Origin of the sequence: Amycolatopsis sp. NPDC051061 (genome assembly GCF_040682935.1) — a bacterium.
Lineage (GTDB): Bacteria > Actinomycetota > Actinomycetes > Mycobacteriales > Pseudonocardiaceae > Amycolatopsis.
Genome location: NZ_JBFBBZ010000005.1, coordinates 138,337 through 154,446 on the forward strand (window position 1 = coordinate 138,337; position 16,110 = coordinate 154,446).

At 67.3% G+C, this 16,110-nt stretch carries 9 protein-coding genes; 7 read left to right on the forward strand and 2 right to left on the reverse strand.

What is annotated here, in order from left to right; translation table 11 throughout:
- From AB0N03_RS08810 to AB0N03_RS08835, 6 genes are all read left to right on the forward strand, one after another.
- Positions 1–417: ABC-three component system protein (locus AB0N03_RS08810; RefSeq protein ID WP_364367555.1), on the forward strand; the 417-nt coding region annotated here is incomplete at its 5' end.
- A complete protein-coding gene (locus tag AB0N03_RS08815; protein ID WP_364367558.1) occupies positions 414–899 on the forward strand; it encodes a three component ABC system middle component in 486 nt (161 codons plus the stop codon). The genes AB0N03_RS08810 and AB0N03_RS08815, both read left to right, overlap by 4 nt.
- A complete protein-coding gene (locus AB0N03_RS08820) occupies positions 896–2,842 on the forward strand; it encodes a DUF3732 domain-containing protein (protein ID WP_364367561.1) in 1,947 nt (648 codons plus the stop codon). Before AB0N03_RS08815 ends, AB0N03_RS08820 begins: the two co-directional genes overlap by 4 nt.
- Positions 2,843–3,045: 203 nt before the next feature.
- A complete protein-coding gene (locus AB0N03_RS08825) occupies positions 3,046–4,104 on the forward strand; it encodes a hypothetical protein (RefSeq protein WP_364367564.1) in 1,059 nt (352 codons plus the stop codon).
- Positions 4,105–4,450: 346 nt separating this feature from the next.
- Complete coding sequence (locus AB0N03_RS08830; protein ID WP_364367567.1) at positions 4,451–6,685, forward strand: CHAT domain-containing protein; 2,235 nt, start codon at positions 4,451–4,453, stop codon at positions 6,683–6,685.
- Positions 6,686–6,691: 6 nt separating this feature from the next.
- Positions 6,692–8,209, forward strand: coding sequence for an alpha/beta hydrolase (locus AB0N03_RS08835; protein WP_364367570.1), 1,518 nt, complete (start codon positions 6,692–6,694; stop codon positions 8,207–8,209).
- On the opposite strand, the gene AB0N03_RS08840 is transcribed toward AB0N03_RS08835, so the two are convergent.
- Complete coding sequence (locus AB0N03_RS08840) at positions 8,183–13,228, reverse strand: peptidoglycan-binding protein (RefSeq protein ID WP_364367573.1); 5,046 nt, start codon at positions 13,226–13,228, stop codon at positions 8,183–8,185. The two genes, AB0N03_RS08835 and AB0N03_RS08840, sit on opposite strands and share 27 nt — an antisense overlap.
- Positions 13,225–15,081 (reverse strand): CHAT domain-containing protein, encoded by a 1,857-nt coding sequence (locus tag AB0N03_RS08845; RefSeq protein WP_364367576.1) that lies wholly within the window; start codon positions 15,079–15,081, stop codon positions 13,225–13,227. The genes AB0N03_RS08840 and AB0N03_RS08845 overlap by 4 nt, the downstream gene beginning before the upstream one ends.
- 654 nt (positions 15,082–15,735) lie before the next feature.
- Here AB0N03_RS08845 and AB0N03_RS08850 point away from each other — a divergent pair.
- Positions 15,736–15,951 carry a hypothetical protein gene (locus AB0N03_RS08850; RefSeq protein ID WP_364367579.1) on the forward strand — a complete coding sequence of 72 codons (216 nt, stop codon included), beginning with the start codon at positions 15,736–15,738 and terminating at the stop codon, positions 15,949–15,951.
- Positions 15,952–16,110 lie beyond the last annotated feature (159 nt).

Here is a 16,110-nt window from a genome sequence, read left to right on the forward strand (position 1 = left end):
CATATTTTTTTTTTTTTTTTTTTTTTTTTATTGTTTTTGTTTTTCCTCGCGGCGGGGGCGGCCAGTTTTTCGGGGGGGGCGCCCCCCCGGGGGGGGGGGGGGGCCAACGACAACCTACTCCGGCCCGGAGAGCTGGGCAGGTACGAGCGCCGCCTGGTTGAGGAGTGGTCGACCCGCTTCGATGTTCTGTGCGACGAGCTGGGAGAACAGGCTGCTGAAGAGGACAAGGTCCGCGAAGCCAGGGCCATCTACCGGTGGGTTGAGCAAGAGGCCCGGTTCCGCATCAGGCCCGGATGTGATGAGCCGTTCGTGACGAAGGGCTCGTACCAGATCCTCGCCGACGACCTTCGAGTCGGTTGGCACCCCGATTTCCAAGCGCGCCTCATGGCCCTGTTGGAGCCGGTGTCGGGCGGATGAGCGCTCCCATCGAGTGGAGCAGGGAGGAGCGAGCTCTCTACAATCCGGTGTTCATCGCTCTGGTGTGTGCCCGCGTCGTCCAAGGGCACCATCAGGTATATCGGACCGGGTGCCCGCTTCCCCTCGTCGTCACAGCCGCCGTCATGGCGCTGCAACCCGCGATCCGAGTTTTGCTGCCCCGCGCCACCGCCAGCATGACCCAGTGGGCGGAGAACAACGAGGCCGTCAAGGTCCACATGTCCGCCAATGCCCCCGGGCTCCTCAGTGTCGTGCGCCCTGGGTTGCTATTCGCCCTGCAAACCGATGTCCTCGTTCTAGAATCATCGATACTTGACCTCCGTGCCGGGTCGATCCCGGCGACAATCCGGGGACGCTCACCTGAGGCCGCCGCCATCCAGAAGACCGCCCACATGCTCGGCCGGTGGCTGCCCAGTGGTGGGCCCACCACCACAGTTCTTACCCTGCTTGGAGTACGCCCGTGACCTGGCAGCTCAAGTCCTTGACCTTGTACGGCAAACAGCCGGGCCAGGTACGCACACTGAGATTCAACCTCGGCGAACTCAATATCGTCACTGGCGATTCCCTGACCGGGAAAAGTTCTATTTGGGGTGTCACCGACTACTGCATGGCTAGCAGGGGCTATCCGATCAGCGCGGGAGCTTTGCGCGAGCGCGTTAGCATCTTCGCTGTCCAGATCGTCGTCGGCGACCGGCAGCTGTTCGTTGCCCGGCCGGCGTCGGAACGAGGCACCACGCCCTTCCCGCGGATGTGCCTGGCTTTTCAGCAGCAGGGAGCCGCTCCGCTCGCGATTGAGGACATGCAGTTCACCTTCACTATCGACGCCGCTCGTAATGTCCTGGCCAACTTCACCGGCATCGATCTCTCGATCCGTCTGCCGACGACGAGGGGCAACACGATGTCCCCTTCCATTAGGCACGCGCTGTTTTTCTGCGTCCAGGCCCAAATGGAGATAGCGAACCCCGAACAATTGTTTCACTCCCAGGGGCAGGAGTACGGCCCGAGGGCCATCCGTGATGTGTTTCCGTACTTCGTCGGAGCTGTCGACCAAGATCAGGCTGTCCAGCGCGCACAGTTGCGGCAGATGAAGATTGACCTGCGCAACCACGAGCGGGCCCTCCAGCAGCAGGAGGCCGCTACTCCCGCTCCTGGACAGGCGCGGGCGCTGGTCAGGGAAGCGATCGAAACCTCGCTACTTGAAGCCCAGGCGACGGAGGACCTCACGCTGGATGAAGCCCTCCAGCTTCTCAATGCAGCCAGCGTTGCTCCGTTGCCCGGCTTGCCCGACGTACCGGTCGACACGGACGATCCGCTGGAGGCCCTCATCCAGGAACGAGGCCGGCTCCGGGGCGCCTTCCAGCAGACGCGTGCCCGACTCACCGACCTGAAGGCTGCGCTGGGTGAACGCAGCGAGTTCATGGCTCAAGCACTTGACCACCGCGAACGCCTCACCTCCCTCACCCTGCTTGACATCAGCCCTGAAGCGTCGACGAACCAGTGTCCTGTGTGCAATAGCGTCATCTCAGGCGTGAACGAGGTTGTCGCCGCGCTGCGCACCGACTTGGACGACCTCAACGCCGGTGTCCTATTCGTCAGCGACGACACCCCCCACATCCAGGCGCTGATCGCCGAACAGGAAGAGATCCTCCGCGAAATCCGACAGGCTATGGCCACAAACCGCGACGAGCAAGAGGCCCTCGAAGCGGGCATGCGCACAGCGTCGCGTTACCACGACGCCACCCTGCGCGCTGCATCCGTCAGCGGACGTATCAGCATGTTCCTCGAGAACGCCGAACGCTACGCTTCCGGCCCTCGTACGCCCGACCTTCGCGAGGAGATGCGCGCCGCCATCGAGGGTCTGGAGGAAGCGCTTGGCGACGATGTCCAAACTGATCGGGTTAACAGCAGCCTGTCGCTGATCAACCAGAAAATCTCCGATAAAGCTCGGGCGCTCGCCCTCGAACACTCATACGCCCCCGTGCGCCTTGACCTTCGGCACCTCAGTATCGTCGCCGATACCCCCGCCGGCCCCGTCCCCCTGAAGGAGATGGGAGGCGGCCAGAACTGGCTGGGCTACCACCTGGCGACCATTCTGAGCCTGCACGAGTGGTTTACCGATCACGACCGGCCGGTGCCTCAGGTTCTCATCCTCGACCAGCCCTCGCAGGTCTATTTTCCCGCCGATTACAAGGGAACGGCCCTGCAGCCGTTCCAAGAATCCGACAGGACCGCCCTCCTGCGCGTCTATCAGACCATCGCCGACACCATCAGCGCCTCGAATGGATCGCTGCAGGTGATTGCCATGGAACACGCCGACCTCGAGCAGCCAGTTTTCAGCTCCGCAGTGATTCAACGTTGGCGGGACGGCCAAGGAGCCCTGGTTCCAGCCGACTGGTTCACCCTGTAGAACCGTGACCGGCAGGCAGCGACGGCTCCAAGCTCGGGTCGGTCGCGCCAGGACTTGTACGACGGCTTGATGCCGCGGGCACCTCTTCTGACCTCCGTTTTGGCGTTGGGTCCGGCGGTGCCGGGTAGCTCGCCGGACCTGACAGGTCCGACATCGGGTATCCGCCTGGCGGTGGTCTATTTGTGCCTGGTAGACAGGTCGGGGTGAGCGCGAGTCAGTATCGCAGACAGCTTGAGAGCAAGCGCAAGCAACGGATCGCCGCCGAGAAGAAGGCAGGCGAGTGCCGGGCCAAAGAAACCGGCAAGCGCACTGCAGCGGCCAAAGCACGTATGGCGGCAGGGAAGGCTGCGAGCGACGTCACCCGGTCCAGCAAGCTGCGTGAGGCCGGACGTGCCGAGGACGCAGCAGCGGCAGCTGGCAAGGAGGCCGGCCGCTGGCAAGACAAAGCGAGCAGCTACGCCAAGGCCGAGGCGGACCTGCAGAGCAAACTCGCCAAAGCTGAGCAGTCCGAAGCTGATGCCGCCGAACGGCGGCGCCAGCGCGATCAACAGCAGGCCGCTCGTCGAGCTGCTGCCGAAACCTCGGCGCTGGAGCGTCGCATGAGTCAGACGGAGGCGATCGTGGACACCGCTCTACGAGAGTTGCCCATCCCCAAACAGGAGAAGCTGCGTGTTCTGATTCTCGGCGCCGCGTCCGGTGGAGATCTGCGTGTGGGACGAGAGCAGAAGCGAATCCGTGCCGCAGTCGAATCCGCACTGCACCGCGACTACATCGAGCTCGACGTGCGTCCGGCCGCGACCACGGGCGACCTACTGGACGGCATCAGCAAGTTCCGTCCTCACGTCGTGCACTTCTCCGGACACAGCGACGACGACCTGATCGAGTTCGAGGACGAACTCGACGAGAACCACGAAGGCGTCATAGTTACCGCCCGAGCGTTCGCCGCGGCGGTTAAGGCAACCGATGACCCGCCGCTGCTGGTGCTTCTGAACTCTTGCAACTCCGCAGCTCAGATCGACAATCTTGTCGAACAAGTAGCCCCGTTTGCCATTGGCATGGCCGACGAGATCGAGGATGGGGACGCCATCGTCTATGCCGCACAATTTTACGCCGCCGTCGCCAACGGGCAGTCCATTAAGTCCGCTCACCTTTCGGGGCAAGCCGCCTTGGAGCTCGCTGGACTATCCGGCGCTGAGCTGCCGACCTTGGCATGGGCCCACGCCGTCGACCCAGCGACCGCCGTGCTGGTCCGGGTGGCATGACACACAGGGCGCGATGGTGGATGAGCCGGTTTCGTCGACGTTGCAGCCGAGTGGCAGCCCAACACGTTCATACCCGCGATGCTCCGTTAGCCGCCTCACATTACGTGCGCACCCGACGTGGTGACCTGGGAGGTGGCGGGGGGCTTCGGGCTGGTGACCGCTGAGGTCGTGCTCCTCGCGCAGCGCGACCAGCTCAGTCTGGGTACCTCCTTTCGGTGAAAAGATTGTGTCGTCAGAGTATGGCCGGTCGGATGAACGAATCGGTCTCCGACCGGGCACCGAACAGTCCCTAGGTGCCGCAACGGCAACGCGTGCGACAAGGCGGCCGGTGTAACAGCGCGCGCCGGTGCGCGACTTCTTCGGCATGGTTGCCGCGCGGGCCGATGACGCCGATATGCGGTTCCTGCGAGAGATCGCGGCGAACGACGAGGACGCTTTGTGCCGCGTCGCGGCGGAGCGTGCGGTCGTTGCGCTCGAAGAGGTGCCTTCGGATGCTTCAGGGAAAGTGCAGTCGGCCGGCATAGCCGAGCCCACTCCTCTCGTCCTCGAAGTCCTTCGGACAATTCTCAGACCGGCCGGATTTCCGGTAGATCTTTCGCCACTGCGAGAACTGGTCACTGCCGATGGTGAAGACCTGCTCACCGAACTGCTCGACACGCTGCTGCAGCAGCCGCGTACCCCGGCCACGATCGCCGGGCTCCGCGAGGGCACCTATCGCCTGCGTCTGGTCGTTGCCGCTCTGACCCACGACGGCGTGCGGGCGGTCACGGCGCGACTGGTCGGCCCGGTCGCCGTGGTGACCTGCGCCGATCCGGTGTGGGCCGGTGGGCTGTTGTCCTTGGTCCGGCCGAGGGATGTGCTCCTCGCCGTGCGGCGTGCCGTCGAACGCCCCGCACACCGGCTCAACGTCCTTCGGTGGCTGTCCGAATCGGGTAGCGGGTTGGGTGAAGCGCGCATCGTCGCGCCGGGGACTCCAGCCCCCCTCCCAGTCCTCTTCAAGATCTTCGCGAGGGCATACCCGATCAGGGCGGCAACTCGCGGTGAACGGTCTTGGGCTGATTCCAAGAGGGCGGACGTGGCGAGCCCCGCGGTGCGTACCGCATATCCGCTGCTCGAAGGCCCGAAGAGCGTCGAGCCCGGTGACACCTTCGAGCTGCGGATCGGGCTTTCGCCGGAACTCGACAGCACGCTTGTCGCATCGGGACCCCTCCGGGTCACGTGGGCGGCCTTCACGCTGGCTGTCACCTTGTTCCACGACGGATTCGCCATTCTCGGCGGTTCTGCTTCGACCGTCGTGATCGAAGTGACGCCGGAGGATCCCCACCCGTACGCGGTGATGCGCCTGTGTGCCGTCGTGGGCCCCGAGCTGCAGGAGTTCCGCATGATCACGGCGGTTTTCGCCGCCGGCGGACAGCCCATCGGTACCGCGTCGCGGCAGATCCGGGTGGCCGCCAGGGCCGGGCAGGATGAGGAAGCCGGGACGACGGTCACAACCCGGAGCGTCGAGTGGTCGTTCGATGCCGGCGCCTCCCGCGCCGACGTCGAGCTCTACCTGGCACGCGGCGCCGATCGGGACGGACGGCGATGGCTGTGGCACGTTCGTTCGCCGCACCCGGAGGTCGCCGGCGACGAAGAGGCCCTGGTCGTCGACCTGGACGGTACGACCGCCGAGACCATCCGCAGGTTCATCAGCGGGATAGAACAGCGGGAAGGACGATTTACGCTCGAGTACTACTTGAGGACTGTGGCCGGCCGGATCGGCGACCTCGTGCACGAGCTGATTTGGGACGCGCTTCGCGCAGCCTCCGAGGCCGTCGGCGGTCCGCCGACGGTATTGCTCGTCACCGAAGACGCTTACATTCCCTGGGAACTGGCGCGAGTGCCGGTCCCGTGGACGCCGGACCGCCCGTGGCTGGGTGCGCAGGCGATCCTCGGCCGGTGGCCTTACCTCGGCCGAAGGAGTGCTCCTGCACCGCTTACGGCCTTCGAAGCGGACAAGATGGCGATCGTCTTCGGAACGTACCCGGACGGGATCGCGTTGCCTGCCGCAGAAGCCGAAGGCCGCGCACTCATGGCGAAATATGGCGCGACGGAAGTCGCACCCACCATCGAGCGGATCCTGAGGACGCTGGCGGGTGAGATCCCGGCGGACGTGCTCCACGTGGCCTTGCACGGAAACTTCGACGCTGCGGGCGATCAGGACGGCCTGCTGATGATCGACGGTGAGGAGTACCTGGCACCGGAGGATGTCGAGGGTGTGGAGACCAGCCCCGTGCGCCTCGTGTTCCTCAACGCATGCCAGGTGGCGCAGGGACGCGAGGTTTTCGGGACCTATGCCGGCATGGCGGCGGCCCTGATCAAGATCGGCGTCAGCGGACTGGTGGCTCCCCTGTGGAAGGTCGACGACGTGGTCGCCGGCAGGATCGCCGACGATTTCTACACCGATATCTTCACCGCAGTCGGCTCTCCCGCGTCGTTCCTGCGCCGGCAGCGTTGCGGCGGCATCGACGACGGCGAGAGCACACCCTTTGCCTACGTCTTCTTCGGACATCCGTTGCTGGCCATCACGTGGAAGGGATAAGCGACCATGGTGAACTTTTCTGCCGGCAGCGCTGTCGACCTCGGCAACGGCGTCCGCCTGCGGGCCGTGAATGTCAGCGGCGAGGCGCGCCGAGCCGAACGGGCCCGCGACACGCGAGCCCCAGCGCGCGAAGCGGCTGCACACGCGCCGCAGGCCTATCTCCGAAAGGCCGGCACATCGGCCGAGGTCGCCGAGCTTCTCGGCGATGCCCTCGACAGCTCGGAGATGAGACTGCACACCACAGTCGGCCTGCCGCGGCTGAGTGCTCGCCCGGGTACTCCGGCCATCCAGACCCGTGGCGCCGCGCCGTCGGTTCCGCACCTGCAGCTCGAGGTCGCCGCACCCGCACGCGGCGACGAGGGACAAGTGATCCTGGAAGTCGACACTGCGACCGGGCATGCCCGCTGGCACCTGCCCCGCATCGACACCGTCGACGGGCGCCGGGCGGCCGGCAAGCAGCGGTTCGACATTCCGGCCGACCGGTTCGGGATCGGCGGGGCCGAGGCGGGGCTCGCCCGGCGCGGCCTCGTCGGGTTCGGGATCAGCAAGGTACTCCACGTGCTCCGGTTCCCAGTCGAGTTCGTGGCCGGTCAGCTGGCCGAGTGGGGCATTCGGTGGTGGGAAGGCCGTCATCGCCCACACATGCTGAGGACGGCGAACCCAGACGGCACAGCAGGCGCCGCCGTCGACACCGACCGGCTGGCGCAGCTCGGCGCCGGACCGTACTTGGTCTTCGTCCACGGCACCTTCAGCACGTCCGCGGCGTTCACAGGGCTGCATGCGGACTTCGCGCAATGGCACGCGGGCTACCGCGGTCGGCTCTTGCTCTTCGACCACCCCACGGTGGCGACCACACCGGCGGAGAACGCCCGTTGGTTGCTCGACTGCTTGCCGGACGATCGCGTGTCGACAGTCGACGTCGTGACCCACTCGCGCGGCGGGCTGGTCGCCCGGCAGCTGGTCCGCCAGCCCGCGTCCGACCGGATCCGCATGCGGCGGCTCGTGCAAGTGGCTTCGCCGAACGCTGGGACGAAGCTGGCGAGCCCGGAGAACCTCAGCTCTCTCGTCGATGCGTTCACCAACTTGTTGTCCCTCATCCCCGACGCCGCCGGAGGGGTCGCGTTGCCCGGCGTGTTCGAGGTGGTGAAACAGCTCGCGGTCGGTGCGTTGTCCGATTTGGACGGTCTGGCCGCGATGGACCCCGCCGATGAAGCGCTGCGGGCCCTGAACGACGCCGATGCGCAGATGGCCGCAGTGCACGCGATCACGTCGGACTACGAGCCGGCGGAAGACGCTTCCCTGGCGCAGCGGACGCTCGACACGATCGTCGACGCGCTCTTCGCGAGCGGGAATGACCTCGTCGTCCCGTTCACCGGCATGTCGAACGCGGGCAAGTTCGTCGTCGCCGATCCGTTCGCGGTCACGGAACCGTCGGTTTCCCATTGTGGTTACTTCGGTGACGAGCGCGTCCGCACCGAGATCCAGCGATGCCTGGCGCTACCGGAGACGCTGCCGTTCGGGTGAGATCCGCGGCATCAGGTCGGGGCGCAGTGCGGTGAACAACGCGGTCCTGCGCAGGTGATCGCCCGGGCCGGCGTGCAGCTCCTCGATGACGTCAGCCGGTGTGCCGCCCGGTCTGCTCAGCGCGGTCACCAGCTGGGCCTGGGCCTCCGCCGCGTCCGGACCGGCGGCGAGCCCGGTGACCAGAACCGAATGCGCCTTGCCCAGTGCGAGGAGCTGGTGTGCGAAATCGTTGCGCAGCAGAAGCTGCCGGACGGTTTCGCTCGTCACCCGGGGTGACGCGGCAATGTCCAGCACCACCAAGGGTGTGTGGCCGCGTAAGGAAATTTGGTAGAGCGCGTGATCGAGAGCCGTCACCGGAACGTCCTCCGAGCGTTCAAGCGACCAGCCGAGGTCGCTGGAGCCGAAGTCGAGGTAGGGGACGGAGCCACTGACATCCATCGAAGCGTTGACGTGCAGTATGTCGATGGGTACCGGCGGGACAGCGATATCCAGCATGCTTAGGTCGCCGCCACGGAGCGTCTGGACCTCCCAGCCCGCCTGGTCGTACACCGTCGCCAGGTCGTCGGCGCCTACCGGGGAGTACCCCCGTGCGGAGGAGAATTCGGTTCCCGGTTCGCGCTCCAGGACCACTACATGCGGCGCCCGGCGAGCGATGGTGCGCTCGCGCAGGGACTTCCAGGTCTTCGGGCCGGCGACGCCGTCCACGGTGAGCCCGCTCCGGTATTGCAGGAGGGTCACCGCGCGCTGGGTCTCCTGGCCGAGGTAGCCGTCCAGCGGGCCCGGGGCGAACTCGGCGCCCGCTTCCAGCAACGCCTCCTGAAGCACCCGGACGCGGATCTGGTCACCACGCAACGCGGCATGGCTGCGGTACATCACCCTGAGGTCAGGCAACTCGTTCAAGTGCGTCCCGGAGAAGGTCAGCAACTCCCACGGCAGCTGCGCGAGCGGGGGATCGGCAGAGATCCGCAGGTCGAACCGTCCCGTCGTCGAGCCGGCGCGCAGTAGCCGCCGGACGTCCAGCAGCGATGAGCGGCGGGTGGCCTCACGGGTCCACCGGACGAGGGGCGACTTGGCACGCCGATCGACCTCCTGGCGGACCGCGGCGACCAGGTCGTGTCGGGCTGGCAGTCGCAGCAGTTCCCGCCCGTCGGCGAAGACCACCAGCGCGCCGGCCGGCTCCAGCACGACGTTCAGCCGCACTTCCGGGCGGACGCGGTGCAGGTCGGGCGAGAGGTCGCCGCCTCGGTGTTGCTCCCGCTGACCGATGTCGACCAGTGCGGCTTCTGCACGTCGCCGGTAGTGCTCCACGAGTTCGGCGTTCCCCTCCCGGGAAGCGAGCCGCTGTCGCAGCTCCAGGATCCGCCATCGCCAGCGGGTCGGCCGCTGCGTACCCTCATCGAGAGCCCGGCCTGCCTGGTCCAGGACCAATCTCATGCGGTGGGTGGAGGTGTCCGCGAACATCAGATCGGCGTGAGACAGTTTCGTCACGGCACTGAGCAGGGCGAAGTCGGTCTCCCACAGCGGATCCGGTGCCGCCTTGCGATCGGGCTGACGGCACTGCGTGACCAGCTCGAGAAGCCGCCACCGGGCGAGGAACGCGTCCTTGCCCAGTATCTCGGTGGCTGCGGTGGCGAGCCGGACAGCGCGGTCTTCCCGGCCCGCGACGCGGTGGAGGTGCGCTCGGCGCAGGTCGAGCCAGGCCTGGTCCGCGGGCTCGCCCGGCTGTGCTTCGACGTCGTCGTCGAAGCCTTCGAATACCACAGCGGCCAGCTGGGCGCCCCACGGCGTCCAGGGAGCACGGTCGAGGGCGCCCAACGCAGCGAGCCGGGCGGACGGCGGGGTGATCCGGGTGAGCCGCTCGGTAAGCGCCGGCAGCCACCTCTCCGCCAACGTCGGCGCCGCCAGCAGCGCGGCGACAACGACGTTCGCGAACCGTCTCGGCGGCGTTGTGTCGTCCAATCGGTCGAGGACCGACGAGGCACGTCTAGCGGCGGAGTCCCGGTTGCCCCGCAGCCCGTCGAGCTCGGCGTGCAACAGCATTACGGCCCCCCATGCGTCGCCACCCCGGTGCAGCGGCATGCCCATTGCCTCGTCGAGCAGGTGTTCGGCTTCGCGGAGGTTCCCGATCTTCCGGAGCATCAGCTCGGCCGCCCGGACACAGGCCATCCCCGCTCGCTCGTTGTCGACGGCCTGGGTGTACTCGGATCTGGCTCGCAGGAAGTCGTCCAGCGCCCGGTCGACGTCGAACAGTTCGGCCGACGCCAGGCCGCGAAGCACCAGAAGCTCAGCGTGCCGGCTGCGGTCGGCGACCTCGTTCATCGCTTTTGTGCACAGGTCCACCGCCTCTGGCGCGCGGCTCAGAGCGAGCAACGCCGTGATCCGCTCCTGCTCGAATCCTGCGTCGGCAAGCCGCAGCGCAGTGGCCGGGCGCCCCATGTCCATCGCGACCCGGACCCGCAGACGTCGCAGACCGGCGGCCTCCGACACTGGCAGGTGCAGGCCGATCGCCTGCTCGGACCTCGCCTCGGCGTGGTCGATGTGGCCGACCGTGAGTTCGTACTCCGCCAGCTGCTCGAGGATCTCAGCGGTCGATTCCAGCGACGGTGCATGGTCCAGCGCGGCGATGAGGTGCATCCGGCGGCCGTCGAGATCCCCCCTAGCGCCAAGCGCGTCCGCGAGCAGGCGGTCGAGGATGGCCGCCTCCTCCGGGCCGATGCCCCGCAGGTCCGCCTCGGTCAGCAGCCGGGCGGCGGCGTCCGGCCGGTTCCTGGCGATCGACAGCGCAGCGTCCGCGGCGGTGAGCCGGAGCCGGGGGCCGGGTGCGACCGGCAGATTTGCTACCGCGGCGATACTTCGTTCGACCTTGCTCCACAGTAGGTCGTCGCCGGAGGCGTTCCGGTTTCGCGCGATGGTGGCCAGTGCCCAGGCGCGCTCGGCGTGGGCGGCGGACACCAGTTCGTCTTCGACGAGTGGAAGACCCGGCCGCATTTCGACCGGTTCGCGGTCGTCGAGGTAGTCCCGGCCGAGCAGGTCCTCGCTCAGCCGAACGACCCAGTCCGGCCGGTTGTCGCGCCAGGCGCGGGCCACCGCGTCGTACCACTGCTCGGCGGCGGGGATGCCGTCGAGCCGGAAGCGGTGGTACATCGCCTCGATGGTCGGTGTCACCCAGTCGGCACTCCGCTCTGCGACGGATTCGTAGTACCGGATGGCATCACGACGCAGCACGTCGTGGATTGGTTGCGCCCGGACGAGCGTGCGCATCGCTTCCCGCAGGGGCACCTCGAACTCGACCGTCTGGGGTGCACCCGGGGTGAGCCAGATCCACGACGACCGGGCTGCGTACCCGACCAGCCGGTTCCAGGCCGCGTCGAAGTCGCCGTCGAATACGTCCGTGGGGAACACCTGAGCCGCGTCCGGGGGAACCGGGTCCCGCGCAGGGTGGTCGAGGTCCGAACCGGCCATGGATTCGATGATTCGCGGCAGGAGTACCTCTTCGGCGAATTCACGGCTCAGCCGGCGGGGGATCGATCCGTACCGGATCAGCCACTGGACCACTCCGCTGCGGATCCGGGCGACCACCCGGTCGACCGCCCACGCCACGCCCGGATCCAGTCCCTTCAGGGCAGCGACCGTGATGGTCGGGTACCGCTTGACGACGTCGGCGTAGAGCGCTAGTTGCCAAGGGACCCCGTGGACGCGCAGGACAATCGCGGAAACCAGGTCGTCGCGTTCGATTCCACGCGTCGACACCAGGTACTTCCGGCTCTCGTCACTCCTGAACGCCTCGACCTGGCACTGTGGTGTCGACGCGGCTAGTCGCCGGAATCCCCGGATTCCTTCCTCGGTCCGCGTGTGCCGGCCCGACAGGACCAGCCGCACCATGTCCTTGCTGCGCAGCTCCACCAGCAGGCGTGCAAGTTCGTCGACATCGCCGTCCTGCTGGAGGGCGGCTTCTTCCAGGGTGTCCACCACGATCACCATCGGCTCGTCCTGTGACAGATCGGCGAACACGGCCAGGAATCGTTCCCGCACTTCCTCGGCGCTGACCTGTGAGGTCTCCGTCCCCAGGGTCGGCGTATCCGCCGGCCCGAGAGCACCGGCTTGCCGGATCAGCAACCGCCGGAACGAACCGTGCTCGCGCAGCAGTTCCTCGAACGGCGCACCAGTCAGCTGGCCGTTGAGCTGGTGGGCGATTTCCAGGGCGATCAGGAACGGGTACCGGACTGCGTTGACGGAGTCGACCACGTCGAGATCGATGAGCGCGCACGGAATCCCCAGCTCCACGCACCGGCGCGAGATGAACCACCTGAGCAGGGTCGTCTTGCCGTAACCGCCGGACCCGACCAGCCGCAGCACGTGCGGTCCGCCGCCGAGCAGCCGGTCGAGCTCGGCTTCGAGGGCAGGTCGGTGCAGGTAGCGGGCCGCGCTGAGAAAGGCGCTGCGGTGCAGTTCTCGCGCGGTGAGCACGCGCGTGAGCTCGTTGCACCGGGCCAGCAGCCGCTTGCCCACGTGCGGGCGCAGCAGCGGGTCGCCCAGCGCGTCGAGCAGGTTGCGGCAGCCAGCGAGGTCCATGCGCCGCACACACGCCTCGAACTCGGTTGTGAGCGCGTCCATCGCGAGCACTTCGTCGATCAACAGCAGTGCGCGCAAGCGGTCCGCCGCCGGGACATCGGAATGGCCGGCGATCTGCCGCGCGAACGCACGCAGTCCGGCCGGCACATCTCGAGTGGCCGCCCCGGTGTACCACGACGCCCAGGCGACGTCACGCAGTCCACTGTGGATGCGGTGCTGCCCGTCGCCCCCGGGCAGGAGCTCAACGCCGCCGAGTTCGTGCAGCCGCCGGAGATCCACCGCGCCCGCGGCGCGCAGCACGGCCCGGTACGTCGTTTCGTCGAACATCCGGAGCAGCGCTGCCCGAGCGAGGGTGGCGCGGTTCTCTCCGGAGAACGTGCCGAACAGCTGGAGTGCGAGCTCGCGGTCACGGCGCGCCGGTCGAGGCGTGGTCGTCCATGAGGTCATTTCAACCCCGCTTCCTGGAGCAACGTGTCCCGGCGCAGCTGCAGCTCCACCGGGAGGAACTCACCTTCCTGGGCTGCCAGCAGCCCGGCCCACTCGAGCATCCCGGTCCGGACCTGCTGCCACCGGTCCCGGACGTCGTCATCGATCCGCTCCGGCATGATTCGTGCAACCAGCTCCCGGGCCAGCATCTCCGCGTCCTTCGTCCGGAACGGCCGTACCCTGATCGCCCGAGGGTTCAGCGCTTCCTCAGCGACCAGACCGTGCAGGTCGCTCGGGTCGATCGCCGCCACGATCCGGACCCCGCCGAGCTGTCGGAGCGCGGCCGGCCGCAACAGGCCCTTGAACAGCGGTTCGAGGTTCTCGACCTGCCTGAGGTTGTCGAGTACCAGGACGAGCGGGCCGCGTTCCGTGAGCTTCCGCAGCAAAGCTTGCAGGATCTTGTAGTCCGGGTAGACGTCCTGGAACGCGTCCTCGGGACGGAAGCCCAGGGTGACCGGTCCCGTTACCGCACCCGACAACGCATCGAGCGTTTCGGTGCACGGGCCGGTCGCCCACTGATCGAGCCAGCGTCCGGCCTGGTTCACGACTTCCCGGATGAAGTCCTCGGTACTGGTGTTCGCTCGGAGGCTGACGTAAACCGCCGATCCGCCGCCGACCACCTTGGTGAGCAAGTACGAGCGCAGCACCAGGCTCTTGCCCACCTTGTTCGCCCCGGTGACGAGGATCAGTCCGCTGTCGCGCCGGTGCACGTCACGGCGGATCGCCGTGCGATCGACCAGGCTCGCGACCTCGGCCAGTTCGTCGAACCTGACGACGACCTCGTCGAGCTGCCATTTCTTGGTATGGCGCAAAATGGTTTCCGGCGCATCGGCAAGGTGCAGTACCGGCAGGCCCCAGGCGGATTCCGGCAGCTCTGGGGCGAATTGGACGTCGTCGCGGGCGGCCGCGACCGCGACATCGACGGCTCTTCCGTGCGCCAGTTCCCGGTACATCCGTTCGGCGAACACGATCGCTGCCGGGGACGTCACGTCACCCTGCGTGGAAACGACCGCCGAGGCCTCGGCCAAGAAGCCCTCCACCAGCCCCCTGATCGCCGGCGTGACTGCGGCGGTGCGGCAGGCGTTGAGCACGACCAGCCGCAGATCGGCGTTGTCGCCCAGCGCCCGGGACACGAACCGGGCGTTCAGGTCCCATTCGCCGCTCTCCGCCATGACCCGGAGCGCGGCGCCGTCCGGTGTCGTGTGCCCGTGTCCCATGAAGTGCAGAACCTGCGGCCGGACGTCCTCGAACCGGTCGCGCAACTGCCGCTCGCTCGGCTTGACGATCGTTTCCACGTGCCAACAGCACGGAGCGCCCCGTAGGCCACGGTAGATCGCTTCGATCTCCCCCTGGGCATCCACGCCCGTAGGGTCGTCGTCACCCACGATGACCAGCACGTTGATCGGCACGTCCACCTCGTCGAGCACGTGCCGGTAGGGCACCCGGGCCCGTACGGCCGCTCCGCGACGCCGGGTGAACGGGGTTTTGTCCTGCTGGTTGACGAGGAATTCCCAAGGAATCTCGGCGAGTTCGTCGGCCGCTATGTCGAGAACCACCCGTTCCACGCCCTGCGCCCAGGCCGGCCGCAGCCCGCCACCGGTCAGCAAGGACCGAAGCTCGAGACCGAGGTGCGTAATCGCCGCTTGATCAGCGTTGCCGAGGTCGGGAAGCACCGGGAGTTCGGCCCGGCTCAGCGATCTTTCCCACCACTGCTGCCCGATCTCCACGCCGCGTTCGTCGACGAGCGCGGCGGTGATCAGGAAACCGTCGTCGTCCTTGATCATCCGGAAAAGCAGGCGATTCGTGTCAGGCATAGGGCACCCTCCCGGCGGTAAGGTCGTTGCGTTCGCGCCGGTGTTACGCCGAGAGGCTGAAATTCGACAACTTCGTTACAGATGGGCGTGGCCGCCCACAGAACCGTCTCCGATACCGTGAATATACCTGCTCGTCGGGGCCTTCGTGACCACACCGCCTACGTCTAACTCGGCCATTGACGGCGGATTTAAGAAGGCCGCCGATCACGGTTGGTTGCGATGATGAGCCGTTTCGGGCCGTGCCCGTGGGGCGGGTGGCCATGAAGCCGCTCGATCAGGGGTGAAATGACCCTCGAGCATCACGGCCTACGGGCGCCTAGGGCCATGGTCGAACGCGGTCGGCTCCGACGACGACACGGCACTAGCGGGCGGCCTGCTGGCGTTCGAGCCTGACGGAACGCCCGTGCCCTGGGGCGACGCGATCGACGATCTGGTGATCGGCGTGCGCGTCGCCCTCGACGCGTACGCCTGCCGCCTTGTGGGCGGGACCTGACCGGTAGACGTTTCGCTGCGCGACGTGATCGCCTCGACCATGATCCCGACGCCGTCCGAGGAGCCAGGTGACGCCGTCGAATCGTGGGCACGCCGGCCCGCGGAGGCGGCTCCGGCGCTTGGCGCGGACACCAACCGGTTCCTGAAGGAGCGGGGGTTGCCGTGCTTATGACCCGCGCCGAAGTCGACGGGCGGCTCGTCGACGTCCGGGTCGGCGGAGAAGCCGTAACGGAGCTGGGAGGATTCAGCTCGCGGCAGGGTGAGACTGTCCTCGACGCAGAGGGCGGCGCGCTGCTGCCGGGCCTGCACGACCATCACGTACACCTGCTGTCGATGGCCGCCGCGGCGGAGTCTGTGCGCACCGGGCACCGGAGGTGACGAATCTCGACGCGCTCGCGGCCGTCCTCCGCGCCGAGCCCGGCGCGAGGGATCGGCTACCACGAGAGCGTCACCGGGGATCCTGGAGCGGGAGGCGCTCGACCATCTCGTGCCGACCCGTGGTGTGCGCATCGGGGCGGTGCGCTCTGGATGCTGAAT

Excerpts from the sequence above, each read along its gene's own strand:
- AB0N03_RS08815 (WP_364367558.1), top strand. The coding sequence starts at position 414 with ATGAGCGCTCCCATCGAGTGGAGCAGGGAGGAGCGAGCTCTCTACAAT.
- AB0N03_RS08835 (WP_364367570.1), top strand. The coding sequence starts at position 6,692 with ATGGTGAACTTTTCTGCCGGCAGCGCTGTCGACCTCGGCAACGGCGTC.
- AB0N03_RS08840 (WP_364367573.1), bottom strand. The coding sequence starts at position 13,228 with ATGACCTCATGGACGACCACGCCTCGACCGGCGCGCCGTGACCGCGAG.
- AB0N03_RS08845 (WP_364367576.1), bottom strand. The coding sequence starts at position 15,081 with ATGCCTGACACGAATCGCCTGCTTTTCCGGATGATCAAGGACGACGAC.